This window comes from Streptoverticillium reticulum (assembly GCF_047456005.1).
Lineage (GTDB): Bacteria > Actinomycetota > Actinomycetes > Streptomycetales > Streptomycetaceae > Streptomyces > Streptomyces reticulum.
This window is the reverse complement of record NZ_CP179755.1, coordinates 983,900-999,316: the sequence shown is the minus strand read 5'-3', so window position 1 is coordinate 999,316 and position 15,417 is coordinate 983,900. Positions and strand designations below refer to the sequence as shown.

At 72.5% G+C, this 15,417-nt stretch carries 16 protein-coding genes and 1 pseudogene; 14 read left to right on the top strand and 3 right to left on the bottom strand.

Features of this window, described 5'->3' with window-relative positions; all coding sequences use genetic code 11:
* Nucleotides 1–254 precede the first annotated feature (254 nt).
* Nucleotides 255–593 (top strand): annotated as a pseudogene (locus ACMATS_RS04485) (NAD(P)-dependent oxidoreductase); the annotation flags it as partial.
* 168 nt (nucleotides 594–761) lie between these two features.
* On the top strand, nucleotides 762–1,328 hold the full coding sequence (locus ACMATS_RS04480) for a GNAT family N-acetyltransferase (protein ID WP_414166964.1): 567 nt from the start codon (nucleotides 762–764) through the stop codon (nucleotides 1,326–1,328).
* 30 nt (nucleotides 1,329–1,358) lie between these two features.
* Here the strand turns inward: ACMATS_RS04480 and ACMATS_RS04475 are convergent, their stop codons facing one another.
* Nucleotides 1,359–2,252, bottom strand: coding sequence for a LysR family transcriptional regulator (locus tag ACMATS_RS04475; protein ID WP_414166963.1), 894 nt, complete (start codon nucleotides 2,250–2,252; stop codon nucleotides 1,359–1,361).
* Nucleotides 2,253–2,536: 284 nt separating this feature from the next.
* Between ACMATS_RS04475 and ACMATS_RS04470 the strand changes: the two genes are divergently transcribed.
* From ACMATS_RS04470 to ACMATS_RS04425, 10 genes are read left to right on the top strand one after another with little or no spacing between them, the layout of a single operon-like run.
* Nucleotides 2,537–3,322, top strand: a complete 786-nt coding sequence (locus ACMATS_RS04470) for an alpha/beta fold hydrolase (RefSeq protein WP_414166962.1) — start codon at nucleotides 2,537–2,539, stop codon at nucleotides 3,320–3,322.
* Complete coding sequence (locus tag ACMATS_RS04465) at nucleotides 3,319–4,944, top strand: amino acid adenylation domain-containing protein (protein ID WP_414166961.1); 1,626 nt, start codon at nucleotides 3,319–3,321, stop codon at nucleotides 4,942–4,944. Before ACMATS_RS04470 ends, ACMATS_RS04465 begins: the two co-directional genes overlap by 4 nt.
* Entirely contained in the window at nucleotides 4,941–5,204 is a 264-nt protein-coding gene (locus tag ACMATS_RS04460) for a phosphopantetheine-binding protein (protein ID WP_414166960.1), read from the top strand. The genes ACMATS_RS04465 and ACMATS_RS04460 overlap by 4 nt, the downstream gene beginning before the upstream one ends.
* On the top strand, nucleotides 5,201–6,361 hold the full coding sequence (locus tag ACMATS_RS04455) for an acyl-CoA dehydrogenase family protein (RefSeq protein ID WP_414166959.1): 1,161 nt from the start codon (nucleotides 5,201–5,203) through the stop codon (nucleotides 6,359–6,361). The genes ACMATS_RS04460 and ACMATS_RS04455 overlap by 4 nt, the downstream gene beginning before the upstream one ends.
* A gap of 16 nt (nucleotides 6,362–6,377) precedes the next feature.
* On the top strand, nucleotides 6,378–7,577 hold the full coding sequence (locus ACMATS_RS04450; RefSeq protein WP_414166958.1) for an acyl-CoA dehydrogenase family protein: 1,200 nt from the start codon (nucleotides 6,378–6,380) through the stop codon (nucleotides 7,575–7,577).
* A gap of 5 nt (nucleotides 7,578–7,582) precedes the next feature.
* Nucleotides 7,583–8,125: a flavin reductase family protein gene (locus ACMATS_RS04445; protein WP_390778747.1), complete on the top strand. Its 543-nt coding sequence runs from the start codon at nucleotides 7,583–7,585 to the stop codon at nucleotides 8,123–8,125.
* A 60-nt stretch (nucleotides 8,126–8,185) separates the two neighbouring features.
* A complete protein-coding gene (gene panD / locus ACMATS_RS04440) occupies nucleotides 8,186–8,602 on the top strand; it encodes an aspartate 1-decarboxylase (protein ID WP_390778748.1) in 417 nt (138 codons plus the stop codon).
* Nucleotides 8,599–9,336 (top strand): SDR family NAD(P)-dependent oxidoreductase, encoded by a 738-nt coding sequence (locus ACMATS_RS04435; protein WP_414166957.1) that lies wholly within the window; start codon nucleotides 8,599–8,601, stop codon nucleotides 9,334–9,336. Before panD ends, ACMATS_RS04435 begins: the two co-directional genes overlap by 4 nt.
* A gap of 47 nt (nucleotides 9,337–9,383) precedes the next feature.
* Nucleotides 9,384–10,196, top strand: coding sequence for a phytanoyl-CoA dioxygenase family protein (locus ACMATS_RS04430; RefSeq protein ID WP_414166956.1), 813 nt, complete (start codon nucleotides 9,384–9,386; stop codon nucleotides 10,194–10,196).
* Nucleotides 10,193–11,299 (top strand): zinc-binding dehydrogenase, encoded by a 1,107-nt coding sequence (locus ACMATS_RS04425; RefSeq protein WP_391149444.1) that lies wholly within the window; start codon nucleotides 10,193–10,195, stop codon nucleotides 11,297–11,299. The genes ACMATS_RS04430 and ACMATS_RS04425 overlap by 4 nt, the downstream gene beginning before the upstream one ends.
* 61 nt (nucleotides 11,300–11,360) lie before the next feature.
* Here ACMATS_RS04425 and ACMATS_RS04420 read toward each other — a convergent pair whose 3' ends face one another.
* Nucleotides 11,361–12,197, bottom strand: coding sequence for a helix-turn-helix domain-containing protein (locus ACMATS_RS04420; RefSeq protein ID WP_390778752.1), 837 nt, complete (start codon nucleotides 12,195–12,197; stop codon nucleotides 11,361–11,363).
* A 131-nt stretch (nucleotides 12,198–12,328) separates the two neighbouring features.
* Between ACMATS_RS04420 and ACMATS_RS04415 the strand changes: the two genes are divergently transcribed.
* Complete coding sequence (locus tag ACMATS_RS04415; RefSeq protein ID WP_414166955.1) at nucleotides 12,329–13,513, top strand: MFS transporter; 1,185 nt, start codon at nucleotides 12,329–12,331, stop codon at nucleotides 13,511–13,513.
* A gap of 89 nt (nucleotides 13,514–13,602) precedes the next feature.
* Nucleotides 13,603–14,088, top strand: a complete 486-nt coding sequence (locus tag ACMATS_RS04410; protein ID WP_414166954.1) for a hypothetical protein — start codon at nucleotides 13,603–13,605, stop codon at nucleotides 14,086–14,088.
* Here the strand turns inward: ACMATS_RS04410 and ACMATS_RS04405 are convergent.
* Nucleotides 14,070–15,374, bottom strand: coding sequence for a NucA/NucB deoxyribonuclease domain-containing protein (locus ACMATS_RS04405; RefSeq protein WP_414166953.1), 1,305 nt, complete (start codon nucleotides 15,372–15,374; stop codon nucleotides 14,070–14,072). The genes ACMATS_RS04410 and ACMATS_RS04405 overlap by 19 nt on opposite strands.
* Between the last annotated feature and the right edge of the window lie 43 nt (nucleotides 15,375–15,417).

Below are 15,417 nucleotides of genomic sequence, written 5' to 3'. Positions count from 1 at the left end.
CGCCCCGAAGGGGCGCGGGGCTGTGCTGCATCATGCGGCTCCGCCGCGTGGGCGCGACCGGCCACTTGTGGTCCGCAGCCGACGCACCACCCTGCGGTCCGGGGCGAAGCCCCGGACTGCGACTGCGGGTGCGTCGTGGCTGGTCGCGCAGTTCCCCGCGCCCCTTACGGGGCACGGTGGTGCCGTGCAGACGGTCTGGCCCGTGGGCTGGTGCCCGAGAACACGGCCCTGCGCGAGGGCGGGCCCTGGCAGAGCACCTGGCGCTCGGCGAGCGCACGCGGGGCCTGATCGGCGAGGCGGAGCTGAAGGCGATGCGCCGCACCGCCTTCCTGGTCAACACCTCCCGCGCCGCGATCGTGGACCAGGAGGCGCTCGCGACGGCGCTGCGCGAAGGCTGGATCGCCGGTGCGGGCGTCGACGTCTTCGACATCGAGCCGCTCCCCGCGGACCATCCGTACCGCTCGCTGCCGAACCTGCTGGCCACGCCCCACCTCGGGTGTGTGACGCGGCGCAACTACGAGGGCTACTTCGGTCAGGCGGTGGAGGACATCGAGGCGTTCCTCGCGGGCGAGCCGGTGCGCCGGGTGGGGTGAGGAGCCGCCGCAGTAGACCGTTCGGGTGATGCCGGGAGCGGCGACTGCGCTGGTCAGGGGCATGTCGACGGGGGAGGCAGGGGTCGGGTCTCCGCCGTCCCCTGCGAGAATCCGCGCCGCGCGCCACCGTCCCCGTACGGTCCCCACGGTCCCCCCTTGAGGAATCGCATGAGCAGCCCGCACGTCCTGCTGACCGGTGAACGTCTCGCCCTGGGCATGCCCCGCCCCGAAGCGCTGCCCGATTACCACGCCTGGGAGAGCGACCCGACCACCATCCTCGGCTACGGCGGCCGCTTCCCCCAGCCCTGGGAGGCCCGCCTGGCCACGTGGGAGCGGCGGCGCGTCGACCGGGACCACGTCCAGTTCGAGCTCCTGCGCCTGAAGGACCGGCAGCCGGTCGGCCTCACCTGGCTGCAGATCAACTCCGTCGCCGCGACCGCAGAGTTCGCGATCCTCATCGCTCCCGTCATGCGCGGCAAGCGCTATGCGGAGGAGGCCACCCGGCTGACTCTCGACTGGGCCTTCCATCTGGGGGCGCTGCGCTCGGTGTGGCTGAGGGTGCTGGAGCCCAACCGTGCCGGGCTGGCCGCCTACGAGAAGGCCGGGTTCCGGTTCGCCGGGCGGCTGCGCAGGTCGGGGCACTGGCTGGGGCAGTGCGTGGACGAGCTGCTGATGGACGCCCTTCCCGAGGACTTCCCCGGCCCGTCGGCCCTGTGCGGCGTCCTCGGGAAGTGACGTTTCTCGGGGAGCGGGGAGCTGCGCGCGTCAACAGCCCTGGACCGGCTGCTCGTTGACGGCGACGGCCTCCGTCGCGAGGGGGTCGGCCGCGCGCCAGGCCTCGTCCGCGAAGCGTGCCGCCTGCGGGTGCGCCCCGTGCGAGGGGTAGGCGAGGTAGGCGCGGACGACGGGGGCGTCGTCGAGGGGGATCATCCGGACCGCGGGATGGGTGTAGCGCCGCGCGGCGGCCGCGGGAGCGGAGCCCACGCCCAGGCCGGCGGCCACCTTCTCCAGCCACTCGTCGTAGTTGCGGCACTCGGCGCCCACCGTGGGGCGCCGGTTCTCCGGCCACATCGCCGGGAAGGTGACGCCGCTGACGGTGTTGACGACCAGCGGCAGGTCCGCCAACTCGGCCCAGCCCAGCCGGGACCGGGCCGCGAGGGGCCAGTGGCCCGGGACGGCGGCGATGCGGGTGTCCTCGCAGAGCAGGACCCCGCGCAGCCCCCTCGGCAGCGGATCGGCGCGCAGCAGGGCGATATCGACGGCGCCCGTGTCCAGCCCGGCCATCGGGGTGTCGGTGCGGACGAACTCCACCGTCACCCCGGCGTCGTCCCCGAACCGGGCCGCCACGCCCGAAAGCCCTTCGGGCAGCCCCCAGTTGAAGCCGACGCGCAGGGACTCGCCCTTGCGCAGTCCGGTGAGCGCGGTGTCGAGCTGGTGCAGCAGCGGGACGAGGGAGCTGCGCAGCTCCCGGCCCTTGTCGGTGAGTGCGGTCCTGCGGGTCGTGCGGTCGAAAAGGCGGACTCCCAGGGTGTCCTCCAGGGCCCGGATGCTTCTGGTCAGGGTCGGCTGGGCGAGGTGCAGGCGCCGGGCGGCGGCCGTGAAGCCGCCCTCCTCGGCGACGGCCAGGAAGTTGCGGAGATGGCGGAGGTCGACATCCATGACTCCAGAGCATAAGTGATCCGGTAAAGGCATATCCCGTCCCGTACGCGATTCTTACGAGGCGGTGTCGCCGGTGTGAATGCCGGTGGCTGTCAAGTCCCGTGCCGTGCAATTGAACAGGGGTCACACTGCATCAATACCACAGGCCTGCATGGATGTTGAGGTCTCAACGACGTTCTTTGGTGACATTCCCAGGGTCCGCCGGAAGCTGTTTCATATTTGCCGGTGACTGTGCGCCGCTTTACCCCAGTCATTTTCCGCACCCGACCGAGAAAGGCATTGATGTGCCGATAGCCGAGACCCGAAACGGCCCCGTCGAGCATGTATTCCTCGACGGCGACCCCGACCTGGCGCCGCTCGTCTTCCTGCACGGCGGGCTCGGCTGCATCGCGAGCTGGGGACGCTTCCCCGCCCGCCTCGCCGCGGCCACCGGGCGGCGCGCGCTGGTGTACTCCCGCCTCGGCCAGGGCGGTTCGGGACCCGCCGTACGCCCCCGCACCCCCCGCTACATGCACGAGCACGGCCAGGAGGACCTGCCCGAGCTGCTGGACCTGCTCGGTGTCGACAACCCCGTCCTGGTCGGGCACAGCGACGGCGCCTCCATCGGGCTGCTGTACGCCTCCGTGCGTCCCGCCACCGCCGTCGTCGCCCTCGGCCCGCACCTGTACTTCGAGGAGCAGAACCGCCAGGGCATCGAGGCCGCCCGGGTGTCCTTCGAAGGCGGGCCGCTGGCACAGAAGATGGCCCTGGTGCACGACGACCCGCGGGGCGTCTTCGAGAGCTGGAGCGGAGTCTGGCTCTCGGACGGCTTCCGCGACTGGAACATCGAGAAGGACCTGGACGTCACCGCGCCGGTCCTGCTGATCCAGGGCGACCGGGACGAGTACGGCACCCTCGACCAGCTCGACTCCGCCGAACGCGCCGTGCGTGGCCCCGTGCGGCGGGTCGTGCCGGAAGGCGTCGACCACTACCCCCACCTGGTCTGCCCCGACCTCGTCATCGACGCCACCTGCGCCTTCCTCGACGAACACGCCCCCGGCCGCCCGATTCCCGCGGAGACCCTGCAGTGACCCCCACCCCCACCGCCACCGACGGCACCACCGAGACCACCGAGACCCTGCGCCTGGACGGCCTCCTGGCCCGCTCCGCCCGCCGGTACCCCGACCGCCCCGCCCTGTCCGGCGCGGGCGAGACCTGGACGTACGCCGAACTCGACCGGGCCGTCGACGCATTGGCCAACCGGCTGGCCGCCGACGGCCTCGTCCCCGGCGAACGCGTAGGCGTCCACGCCCCCAAGACCCCCTCCACCGTGATCGCCCTCTACGCCGCCCTGCGGGCCGGCGCGGTCGTCGCCCCCCTCGACATCGCCGACCCCCCGGCCCGCACGGCCCGGATGGTGCGCAACGCCGGCATCTCGCTGCTGCTCACCACCGACCGGGCCCTGCCCGTGTGCCGCAAGGCCGCGGCCGAGGCCCGCGACGGCGTCGAGCCGGACGCGGAGCCGCTGGAGCGCGGACTGCACCGGCTGCGCGTCCTGGACGGGGACGGCCGCCCGGCCCCGCTGCCCGCGCCGGCCGACCGCGGCGGGTACATCCTGTTCACCTCCGGCAGCACCGGCTGGCCCAAGGGCGTCCTGCTCTCGCATGCCAACGTCGCCCACTACGCCCAGTGGGCCGCCGCCGAGTTCGGCCTCACCGAGCACGACAGGATCGGCTCGCAGGCCGCCCTCACCTTCGACCTGACCACCTTCGACCTGTACGGCGCGGCCGCCGCCGGATCCTGTGCGGTGCTCATGCCGGACATGCTGCGCGCCTTCCCGCGCGACGTGGTCGCCTGGCTCGACGAGCAGCGGATCACGGCCTTCATGGCCGTCCCGTCCCTCTACCACAACATGCTCCAGCAGGGCGGCTTCGCCGACGCCGTGCCGCCGACCCTGCGCGTGGCCTTCTTCGGCGGCGAGGCCTTCGCGCCCCAGCTGCTGGAGGAGTACCTGGGCCTGCTGGGCGACGTGCCCTTCTACAACCTCTACGGGCCCACCGAGACCAACGCCTGCACCTACTGGCTGATGCCGCGCGACTGGACCGCCGACCAGGAACTGACCATCGGGCGCGGCATCGGCGGCGTCGACATCGAGGTCCTGGACGAGGACGGCCGGCCCACCGACGGGGAGGGCGAGATCCACATCGCCGGACCCACCGTCTTCCAGGGCTACCTGCGCAACGGCGAACTCACCGACCCCACCGTCACCGTGGCCTTCCGCGACGGCGCACCCCGCCGCGCCTACGCCAGCGGCGACATCGGCCGGATCACCCCCGACGGGCGCGTCTTCCTGCGCGGCCGCCGCGACTCACAGGTCAAACGCCGCGGCCACCGCATCGACCTGCTCGACGTGGAGAGCGCCGTCCTCGACCTGCCCCAGGTCTCCACCGCGGCCGTCGTCGCCAAGGACGGCGGCGACCACGCGGGCGAGATCTGGGCCTACGCCCTGACCGACGCGGGCGAGCGCGAGCTCCTCGCCGAACTGCGCGGCCTGCTGCCCAAGCGCATGCTGCCCGACCGGGTCGTCCCGGTCGCCTCGCTGCCCACCACCACCAGCGGCAAGGTCGACCGGCGCGCCCTGAGCACCCTCGCCGACACCCCTGACGGCACCCCCGGCACCACCTCCCACACCCCTGAGGAGAACCGCACATGAACACCGTCGAAGACCTCTGCGCCCTCATCAGCAGCAAGATCACCTGGGCCCGGGGCGAGGACCCGCAGAGCCTGACCCCCGACACCCCGCTCCTCGAACTCGGCCTGCTGGACTCGCTGGCCATCATGGAGATCGTCTCCGCCCTGGACAAGCAGGCCGGCATCGCGCTCCCCGAGACCGAGATCGTCGCGGCCAACTTCCGCAGCCCCAAGGCCCTGTGGAGCGCCATCGAGGACATCGCCGGCGGGGCCCGCAAGTGAGCACTCCCACCGACCGCCTGCTGCGGTCCGGCCCCGCGCCGGCCGAGGAGCTCGTCGACGCCTGGCGCGAACGGGCCCGGCCGGCCGTGGAGCAGACCGAGGGCAAGGACTTCCGCACCCAGTGGCAGGCCCTGGCCGACCTCGGAGCGCTGCGCATGGCCCCGCCCGGCAGCGAGAACCCCGGCCCGGTCACCCGCGCCCTCGCCGCGATCGAGGGCATCGGCCTGGCCGGCGCCGACCCCGGCATCTGCTACGCCCTGGCCTCCCAGCTCTTCGGCATGCAGTTCCCGCTGCGCGCCACGCTGCCGGAACGGGCCTGGCAGTCCCTGGCCCACATCCAGGACGGGCGCACGATGCTGTGCCACGCCCTCACCGAACGCACCGCGGGCAGCGACCCGCTGTCCATGGACACCCGCGCCCGGCGCGACGGCGACGGCTACGTGCTCGACGGCGCCAAGACCTTCATCACCGCCGCACCCATCGCCGACCTCGCCATCGTCTTCGCCCGCACCGCGGAAGGCCGTTCGCCGTTCGCGCTCTCGGCCTTCCTCTTCCCCGTCGGCACACCCGGCGTGAGCCTCGGCGAGACCTTCGACAAGACCGCCCTGCCCACGGTCCCCATGGGCGAGCTGCTCTTCGACGGCGCCCGGCTGCCCGCCACGGCACTGATCGGCGAGGAGGGGTCCGGCCTGGCGGTGATGTCCTCCACGACCGCCTGGGAGCGCGCCGTCGTCCTCGGCTACGCGCTCGGCCCCATGCGCCGCACCCTGCAGCGCACCGCCGAATGGGCCGGAACCCGCGAGCACTTCGGCCGCCGCATGGGCGCCAGCCACCAAGTGGCCGCCCGCATCAGCGACATGGCGCTCGCACTGCACCGCTCCCGCGTCCAGCTCTACGCGATGGCCGCCCGGCTCGACGCCGGAACGCCCGCCCGGCAGCTGGCCGCCGAGGCGGCCCTCACCAAGATCTCGGTTGCCGAGGACTACGTACGCCTCAGCGAGCACGCCACCGCGCTCGCCGGCGTCCGCGGCTTCCTCCCCGGATCCGGTCTGACCGCCGACCTGCACAGCCCGATGGCGGCCCACGTCTACGCGGGCCACAACGACCTGCTGCGCGTCGGTGTCGCCCGCCAGTTCGGCCTGCCGGTCGAGAACTGACACGAGGAAGGACCCCATGACCACCACCGCCACTCTGCCGGCGACCCTCGACGACCTGCTCAAGCTCGCCGAGGAGACCGGCCGGATCCTGGCCCCCCTCGCCGCCGACGTCGACGCCCAGCGCGCGAACGGCCACGAGGCCTACCGGATCCTCCGCGACAGCGGCCTGCTCGGCCTGCTCGTCCCGCGCGAGGCCGGGGGAGCCGGGCTCGGCTTCGCCGACTACTCCCGCGTCCTGGCCGCGCTCGGCGCGCACAACGGTGCCGCCGCCCTCGGCTACAACATGCACAACGTCGTCATCGGCGCGCTCTCCGAGTCCGTCGGCGCCCAACTGCCCCCGTCCGCCGAGGCCTTCCGGGCCTGGATGTTCGACGAGGTCGTGAACGGCCGCAAGCTCTTCGCCTCCGCCACCTCCGAGGCGGGCACCGGCGCCAAGCTGCGCGGCATCCGCACCAGTTACCGGCGCTCCGCCGACGGACAGCACTACGTCCTCAACGGCGAGAAGTCCTTCGTCTCGCTGGCCGGCGCCGCCGACTACTACATCGTCGTCGCCCGTGCCGAGGGCACCGAGGGCAGCAGCGAGGTCTCGCACTTCGTCGTCGCCGCCGACGACCCCGGCGTCAGCTTCGGCGAGGTGCACAACCTGTCCGCGCTGTACGGCACCAGCACCGCCGCCATGAAGCTCGACGAGGTCACCGTGCCGCGCTCGCGCCTCTACCTCGGCGTCGAGGGCATGTCGCTGTTCAAGCTCGTCCGCGAACCGCACTGGATGGCCGCCGGCTACACCGGCGCCTACCTGGGCATCGCCGAGGCCGTCTACCGCTACACCGTCGACTACGTGGCCGCCTCGCCCAAGCGCGCCGACTCCCCGGTGCTCCAGCGCGACCTGGGCCGGATGTCCGCCCGGCTGCGCGCGGCCCGGGCCCTGGTGCACGAGGCGGGCGAGTACGTCGACACCCAGCGCGGCAGCCTGGAGGCCAACGCCATGGTGCACGCCGCCAAGTACATCGTCGGCGAGGTCGGCCCCGCGCTCGCCCAGGACGCCGTGCGCATCTGCGGCTCGGCCGCCGTCAGCCGCGCACAGCCGCTGGAACGCTACATCCGCGAGGTCGCCTTCTCCGCCGTGATGCCCGCCAAGCCCGACGAGTGTCTGGAGTACGTCGGCAAGGCCGCCCTCGGCGTCAACCTCTACAACGCCCAGGCGTTCGAGTGGTGAGCCCCGTGTCTGTCATCGGAACCGCCCCCGTCGAAACCGCCCCTGTCGATACCGCACCCACGGTGACGCCCGAGGCGTTCCGCGCGCTGATGGGTTCCCACCCCGGCGGCGTCGCCGTCATCACCACGACCGACGCCCTGGGCGACCCGCACGGATTCACCTGCACGGCCTGGTGCAGCGTCTCGCTCGATCCCCCGCTGCTGCTGGTGTGCGCGGCGAACACGAGCAGGACGCTGCCGGTGATCGCCGAACGCGGGGCGTTCGCCGTCAACCTCCTGCACGGCGCCGGGCGCCGGGCGGCCGAGGCCTTCGCGGGCCGCGCCGCCGAACGCTTCACCACGGTGCCGTGGCAGGCGTCCCCCGAGACCGGACTGCCGCTGCTGCCCGAGGACGCCCACACCGTCGCCGAATGCCGCGTCGTACGCCTCGACCGGGCCGGCGACCACACCATCGTGCTCGGCGAAGTGATCCGCACCGACACCGCCGAGGGCCCCGGCCCCGGCCCCCTGCTCTACGGAATGCGCCGCTACGCCACCTGGCAGGCGTGACCAACCCCCCTTTCCTTACTGGCGATTACTGCCGATTACTACCGATTCCGAGGTCGCACCATGTACCGCACCATGATGAAGTCCAAGATCCACCGCGTCACCGTCACCCAGGCCGATCTGCACTACGTGGGCTCGGTGACCGTCAGTGCCGATCTGATGGAGGCCGCCGACCTGCTACCCGGCGAGAAGGTGGACATCGTCGACATCGACAACGGCGCCCGCCTGTCCACCTACGTCATCGAGGGCCCCCGCGACTCCGGAGTCATCGGCATCAACGGCGCCGCGGCCCGCCTCATCAGCCCCGGCGACCTGGTCATCCTCATCGCCTACGCGTCGGTGACGGACGAGGAGGCCAAGGTGCTGGAGCCGCGCGTGGTCTTCGTCGACGAGCACAACGCCGTCAAGACCCTGGGCACCGACCCCGCGGACGTCCCCGCGGACTCGGGCCTCAAGCGCGGCGACATCCTCGCCGGATGACGCCGACCGCCGTGGTGAGCGGCGGCACACGCGGCATCGGCCTGGAGCTCGCCCTGCGCCTGTGCGCACTGGGCCACCGCGTGACCGCCCTCTACCGCACCGACGAACAGGCCGCCCGGCAGGCCGAGAAGGAGGGTGCCGGACGGCTCCGCACCCTCCGGGCCGACCTCGCGCGGCCCGCGGAGATCCGCGCGGTGTGCGAGGAGATCCTCGCCGCGGACGGCGCACCCGCCGTCCTGGTCAACAACGCCGGCATCAACCGCGACCGGCCCTTCCTCGACCTCACCGGAGACGACTGGGACGACGTCCTCGCCACCAACCTCTCCGCCCCCTTCCATCTCGTCCGCGCACTGGCCCCCGCCATGATCGAGGCCGGCGGCGGGAGCATCGTCAACATCGGTGCCACCACCGCCATCCGCCCCCGGGCGAACGGCGCGAACTACTGCGCCAGCAAGGCGGGGCTGCTGCAGCTCACCAAGTGCATGGCCCTCGAACTGGCCCCGCACCTCCGCGTCAACGCCCTGATCCCCGGCTTCACCGACACCCCCGAGGTCACCGAGCGCTACCGGCTGGACGACCCGGACCGGCGCGCGGCCGTCCTCGCCACCATCCCCGCGGGCCGGATCGGCACCCCCCGGGACATCGCCGACGCCCTGGAGTTCCTCGTCACCTCCCGCAGCGCCTACCTCACCGGGCAGCAGCTGATCGTGGACGGCGGCAACTTCATGGGCTGACCCGGGCCCGCCCGCGAACTCCCCTACACACCATGGAGTACTGCACCATGCACCTGACCCAGGAGCAGCTCGACCACTACCACGACAACGGCTACCTGCTCATCGAATCCCTGCTGGACCCGCGGGAGGTGACGGCCCTGCGCGAGGCCTTCGCCCGCGACTGCACCGTCCCCGGCCCCCACCTCGTCACCGAGGACGCGGGCGAGGAGGTCCGCGCGGTCTACGCCTCCCACCACCGGCAGCCGGAGTACGCCGGACTGATCCGCGACCCCCGCGTGCTGGGCCCCGTCCGTCAGCTGCTCACCGACGACGTCTACGTCTACCAGTTCAAGATCAACGCCAAGCCGGCCTTCGGCGGCGACAAGTGGGCCTGGCACCAGGACTACCTCGCCTGGCGCATCGCCGACGCCCTGCCCGCACCCCGGCAGGTCAACATCGGCGTGTTCCTCGACGACGTCACCGAGTTCAACGGACCGGTCATCTTCCTGCCCGGCTCCCACCAGGGCGGCATGGTCCGCGACGGCCGCAAGTCCGGCGCCCGCTCGGAGCAGCACCTCGACCCCGACGACATCGCCCTGACCCCCGGGCAACTCGCCGAGCACGTCGACCGGTACGGCATGTCCAGCCCCAAGGGCCCGGCCGGATCCGTGGTGTTCTTCTCCCCGGAGATCGTGCACGGCTCCGCGCCCAACATGTCCCCCTTCGCCCGCCGCCTGCTCATCGCCACCTACAACGACGTCACCAACCTGCCCAGCTGGTCCGGCGAACCGCGCCCCGAGTACGTCGTCTGCCGCGACAGCGAGCCGCTGCGCCCGCTGTCCGAGCCGTTCCTCGACGCCCTCGAAGGGGTGACGGCATGACCGCCCGCACCGGAAAGGCCGTGGTCCTGGAGGAGTTCGGCGAGCCGCTCGCCCTGCGCGAGTTCGGCATCCCGCAGGCCCCCGCCGGCGGCATGATCGTGGCCTGCGGCTACGGCGGCATCTGCGGCACCGACCTGCACCTCCAGCAGGGCCACCTGCCCATCCCCACCCCGCTCGTCCTGGGCCACGAGGGCTACGGCGTCATCCGCGAACTCGGCGCCGGGGAGCACCGGGACGCCACCGGCGCACCGCTGGCCGAGGGCGACGCGGTGATGTGGGCCTCGTCCATCGCCTGCGGCGAGTGCCCGCCCTGCCGGCTGCACCGCGAACCCACCCTCTGCGAGAACCGCCGCACCTACGGCGTCAACCGCCCCCTGACGGGCGATGCCGAACTGTCCGGCTCCTGGGCCGACCACATCGTGCTGCAGCCCGGCACCACCGTCGTCAAGGCGGCCGAGGGCGTCGACCCGCTGGCCGCGATGTCGCTGGCCTGCGCCGGTCCCACCGTGGTCCACGCCCTCTTCGAGCGCCGGCCCGTACGGCTCGGCGAGACCGTCGTGGTCCAGGGCAGCGGCCCCGTCGGCCTCGCGGCGGCGGCCTTCGCCCACCTCGCCGGCGCCGCCAAGGTGATCCTCATCGGCGGCCCGGCCGAGCGGCTGGCCCTGGCGGCCAAGGCCGGCATCGGCGACGTGCACATCGAGATCGCCGGGGCACAGGACGCCGGGCGCGTCCTGCAGGAGGTGCGCGACGCCACCGGCGGCTACGGGGCGGACCTCGTCATCGAGTGCGCCGGGGTGCCCTCCGCCGTCGCCCAGGGCCTCACCCTGGCCCGCCGCGGCGGCTCGTACCTGGTCATCGGCCAGTACTCCGACGCGGGCGACACCCTGCTCAACCCGCACCAGATCGTCCACCGCCAGCTCGACGTCATCGGCTCCTGGGCCTTCACCGGCGCCCATCTCACCGAGTACGTGCGGCTGTTGCCCACGCTGGCCGCCCGCTTCGACCTCGCCGGACTGGTGACGGCGTTCCCGCTGGAGCAGCACGCCGAGGCGATGGCGGCGGTCGCCGCCGGAGCGGTGATGAAGGCCGTGCTCACCAGCTGACCGTTCAGCGAGAGTCAGGGAGCCGCCCGCAACGAAGCGGGCGGCTCCTTCTCGTACCGTCTTACGCCCCTCCGGTCAGGCGCCGCACGGCCGTTGCCGTGTCCGGGTCGTCCGGCACATAGGCCAGGAAGTGGTGGCCGGGCTCGTCGACGGCCGCCAGCTTCACGTACCGCAGGTGCAGATCGCCCGCCACCGGATGACGGAAGTGCCGCACCGCCGGGTGGAACGCCGCCGTCTCCCGCTGCCCGTACCAGCGGGCCGCCTCCGGATCGGCCAGCAGTTCCTCGACGATCTCGGCGTACCGCCCGTCCCCGGGATGCCGCGCCGCGTGCGCACGGAACTGGCCCAGCAGACTGCGCGCTTCGGGCTCCCACTGCGCCAGCAGCGAGCGGCTCGGCGGCCAGCGGAACACCAGCCACAGCAGATTGCGCTGCTTCGGGGGCAGCCGCGCCGGGTCGGTGAGCAGCGCCGCGTAACCGGCGTTCCAGGCCAGCAGGTCCCAGTGCGGGTCGATCACCACCGCCGGGTTCGGGTCCGTCGCCTCCACCAGCGACAGCAGGTTCCGTGAGACCCAGCCCGGCGCCGCCGCCGCGGCCTCCGGGGCGTCCTCGGTGAACGACAGCACGTGCGCCGTCTCGTCCGCATCCAGCAGCAGGGCCCGCGCCACCGAGCGCAGCACCTGCTCCGAGGTGCGCACCCGGCCCTGCTCCAGCCACGCGTACCAGGAACTGCTGATCCCGGCCAACTCGGCCACCTCGCCCCGGCGCAGACCGGGGGTGCGCCGCCGCGGCGAACCCGGCAGGCCCACGTCGGCGGGGGAGAGCCGCTCCCGGCGGGAGCGCAGGAAGGCTCCGAGTTCCCGACGCGGCGTGCTCGTCGTGGTGTGCCCGGCGCCCATCGCCCCCCCGCTTCTCCCCGTGCCTGTGTGCCTGTCATCGAGCCTGTCAGCGATGGTAATCGCTTGAGGTGATCACGGCAGGCCGCAGGGCGGTGAGATGGAGGCATGGGTGAAGAGAGGAGAACCTCCCCATGACTACTGTCGCGTCCCCCGTTACCGCCCCGCCCACGGCCGGGCTTCCCAAGAACTCGCTCCGGATGCTGAGCGCCGCCGGCTTCGTCAGCAACTTCGACCGCTTCTGCATCGCACCGATGCTCGTGCTGATCGGCACGCACCTCGGTGTCTCCCTCTCGACCGTGGTCCTCGCGGCCAGCGGCTACTACCTCTGCTACGGGCTCATGCAGCCGGTGTGGGGGGTGGCCAGCGACCGGCTGGGGCGGGTGCGGGTGATGCGGTTCTCCCTCGCGGGAGCGGCCGTTGCCGCGTTCTGCTCGGCTGCGGCGCCCGACGCGACCGTGCTGATCGGGGCACGGGCCGTCGCCGGGGCCTTCTTCGCGGCGTCGATCGCCGCCTCGCTCACCTACGTCGGCGACACCGTCCCGGCGCCGGTGCGGCAACGCCCGCTGAGCTCGCTGATGACGGCCTTCGCCCTGGGCACGGCCGTGGCCACCGTGGTGGCCGGAGTGGTGGCGCTGTACGTCAGCTGGCGACTGGTCTTCGCCCTGCCGGGCCTGTTCGCCGTCTACCTCGTGTTCGCCCTGCGCCGCCTGGATGAGCCCGAACGGGAGCCCGTCGGCTCGCTGTTGGCGCCGATGCGCGATGTGCTGCGGTCGGGCTGGCAGTGGTACGTCATGGCCGTGGCTGCGCTGGAGGGCGCGGTGCTGCTGGGCTTCCTGACGTACATCGCCCCGGCCCTGGAGTCACGGGGCGTGCCGACCGCGCTCGCGGGAGCGGTGTCGGCGCTCTACGGCGTGGGCTCCATGTCCGCCGCGCAATGGGTCAAGCGCCTGGTGGGCCAGTGGGGCCCGGTCCGGCTGATCGTCGCGGGCGGGGTGCAGATGGCGGCCGCCTACGCGGTCGCGGCGGTCAGCCAGTCCATACCGGCGCTGGTGGTGACGGCGCTGCTGCTGGGCGGTGGCTGGTCGTTCATGCACTCCACGATCCAGTCGTGGGCGACCGGTCTGTCCGCGACGGCGCGGGCGACGGGCGTGGCGATGTTCGGGGTGGCCCTGTACGTCGGCAGCGCGGTGGCCAGCGCCGTCTCGGCCGGCGCGGCCGGGGCGCACCACTACGGGACGCTGTTCACCGTCGCGGCGGTACTGACGGTGCCGCTGACGGTGGCGGCGGCGGTGGGGCGGTCGCGGTACGGGAAGTAGGGGGTGGCGTGCGGTTGGCGCTGCTTCTGCCGGGAGATGTCGTCCTGGCAGAAGCAGCGTTCGTTTTACGGTCGTACCGGGAGGTCGGAATGACGACTGTGGTGCACATGTCCGAGCAAGTAGTGGGAGTCGAGCGGGGACAGTTCGCCCTGTGCGACGCCTCGGCGCCGTTCGGCGAGCAGCCGTGGCAGCTCCCGGCGCTCGGCGGGCGGCAGGTCGCCGTCAACGGCAGCGGGTTGACGGTCGCCAGCACCGTTGCGATGCATGATGCCGACGTGCGGCTCGAGTTGTGGGACGGGCCGCCGCCGGAGCAGTCGGCCGGGCAGCCGGTGGGTCAGTGTGTGCTCGACGTGCCGTCCGGCGCGGTGACGGCCTGGGCGATGGCGCACGGTCCGGCAGGGGAACCGATGGAACTGGGCGGGCCCGGACCGTACGCCGTGCGCCTGTACCGGCACGGAGGGGGGCCGGAGGCGCGGGCGCGGCAACAGGCCGCGGACCCGCCGTTGTTCACCGGTCTGGAGCGGTACGTCATCCAGCTGTGGGCCTGTGTATCAGGTCAGTGGATGACGACGTAGAAGGCGTCCTTGTGCAGGATGCGGTCGGCGATGTACCAGTTGTTCAAGTCGGTTCCGGCGTTGCCGTTCTGCGTGCCGTCGACGTACTTCACGGAGAAGTTGCCGTCGCCCTTGCCGGCGCCCTCCCAGGACGATGCGAAGGGGTACTCGTCGCACTCCTCGCCCGCCTTGTGCGGCAGGTGGGCACAGTTGCTCTGGACCACGCTGCGGTTCTTGTTGTACGCAGCGGTGGCTGTCGCGTCCCAGTTGGACACCAGCCGGTGCAGCGGCCTGCCGGAAGCGACGCCGCCGGGAATGGACTTGGTGTGTCCCGCGGGGGCGGGCGGATAGGTGGCCGCCGGGTTGGTCTGGGCGAGCTGGATGTGGCGGGCGACCGCGCCGTTGCGCGTGCTGCGGACGCTGTACTGGCCCATCGTCGGCATGACCCGGTCGAATATCCCCGCGCCCTTGGCTCCGAGGTAGGTCGCGGAGTCGAACCGGACGCCGTTGTCGAGCACCGTTCCGGTGCCGCCATTGTTCGTCACGGACGAGCGGATCGCGCAGCGTGCCACCTTGTCGCGGCCGTAACCGTCGTTCGCTGCCGAGGAGATGGTGTGGATGGCGGTGCCGCCCGCCTGCCACTCGCTCAGCAGGTTGGGCCCGGAACCGAAGACGTCGCACGCCTTGTTGCTGCCGTCCGGCCCGCGGTAGCCGCTGGTGGACCACCCGATGGAGAGCAGTCCGTCGGTCGTCACCCCGACCCGCCGGAATTCGTCCATGCCGGTCGTGAGGCGGATCACGCGCGATCCCTTGGTGCCGTCCCCGGCCGTGGTGTTCCGCCACGAGACGGTGCCGATCACCTTGCCGCCGCTCACGACGGAGTATGCGAGCGGGGTGACACGGCAGTACGCGTAGTGGTTGAGGATCTGCTCACCGGACGTCGGCAGCAGGCGCCGACAGGTGGCCAGGTCCGCACCGGCAGCGAGTGCGGATGCGCCCCGGGCCGTGGCCGTGGACGTGTAGGTGATTCCCAGCCGCTGCGCGGTCACGTCACCGTGCTCGCGCAGCGCGGCCGGCGGCTGCGGTACGGAATTGCGCCACTGTGCGGCCCGGTTCTGCACTCCGGCGTCCCATCTGCTGCCGACGGCAGGCAGCGGGTGCGCGGCGTCGACGACCTGGATGGGCGTCGTGATGACGTCGGTTCTTGCGGCTGTGCTCGGTTGTGCCATCGCCGAGGTGGCGGGGAGGGCGGTGCAGGCGGCGCCGACCAGGGCGGCGGTCAGCGCACGGCGTATCGGCCAGTGCATGGGCGCTCCTCGAGTCGCTCCTCGCGGCCTGTTGGCCACGAGA

Bases quoted from the DNA above. Each gene is read 5' to 3' on its own strand.
- ACMATS_RS04480 (WP_414166964.1), top strand. From the start codon at position 762: ATGAGCAGCCCGCACGTCCTGCTGACCGGTGAACGTCTCGCCCTGGGC.
- ACMATS_RS04475 (WP_414166963.1), bottom strand. From the start codon at position 2,252: ATGGATGTCGACCTCCGCCATCTCCGCAACTTCCTGGCCGTCGCCGAG.
- ACMATS_RS04460 (WP_414166960.1), top strand. From the start codon at position 4,941: ATGAACACCGTCGAAGACCTCTGCGCCCTCATCAGCAGCAAGATCACC.
- ACMATS_RS04450 (WP_414166958.1), top strand. From the start codon at position 6,378: ATGACCACCACCGCCACTCTGCCGGCGACCCTCGACGACCTGCTCAAG.
- panD (WP_390778748.1), top strand. From the start codon at position 8,186: ATGTACCGCACCATGATGAAGTCCAAGATCCACCGCGTCACCGTCACC.
- ACMATS_RS04435 (WP_414166957.1), top strand. From the start codon at position 8,599: ATGACGCCGACCGCCGTGGTGAGCGGCGGCACACGCGGCATCGGCCTG.
- ACMATS_RS04430 (WP_414166956.1), top strand. From the start codon at position 9,384: ATGCACCTGACCCAGGAGCAGCTCGACCACTACCACGACAACGGCTAC.
- ACMATS_RS04425 (WP_391149444.1), top strand. From the start codon at position 10,193: ATGACCGCCCGCACCGGAAAGGCCGTGGTCCTGGAGGAGTTCGGCGAG.
- ACMATS_RS04420 (WP_390778752.1), bottom strand. From the start codon at position 12,197: ATGGGCGCCGGGCACACCACGACGAGCACGCCGCGTCGGGAACTCGGA.
- ACMATS_RS04415 (WP_414166955.1), top strand. From the start codon at position 12,329: ATGACTACTGTCGCGTCCCCCGTTACCGCCCCGCCCACGGCCGGGCTT.
- ACMATS_RS04410 (WP_414166954.1), top strand. From the start codon at position 13,603: ATGACGACTGTGGTGCACATGTCCGAGCAAGTAGTGGGAGTCGAGCGG.
- ACMATS_RS04405 (WP_414166953.1), bottom strand. From the start codon at position 15,374: ATGCACTGGCCGATACGCCGTGCGCTGACCGCCGCCCTGGTCGGCGCC.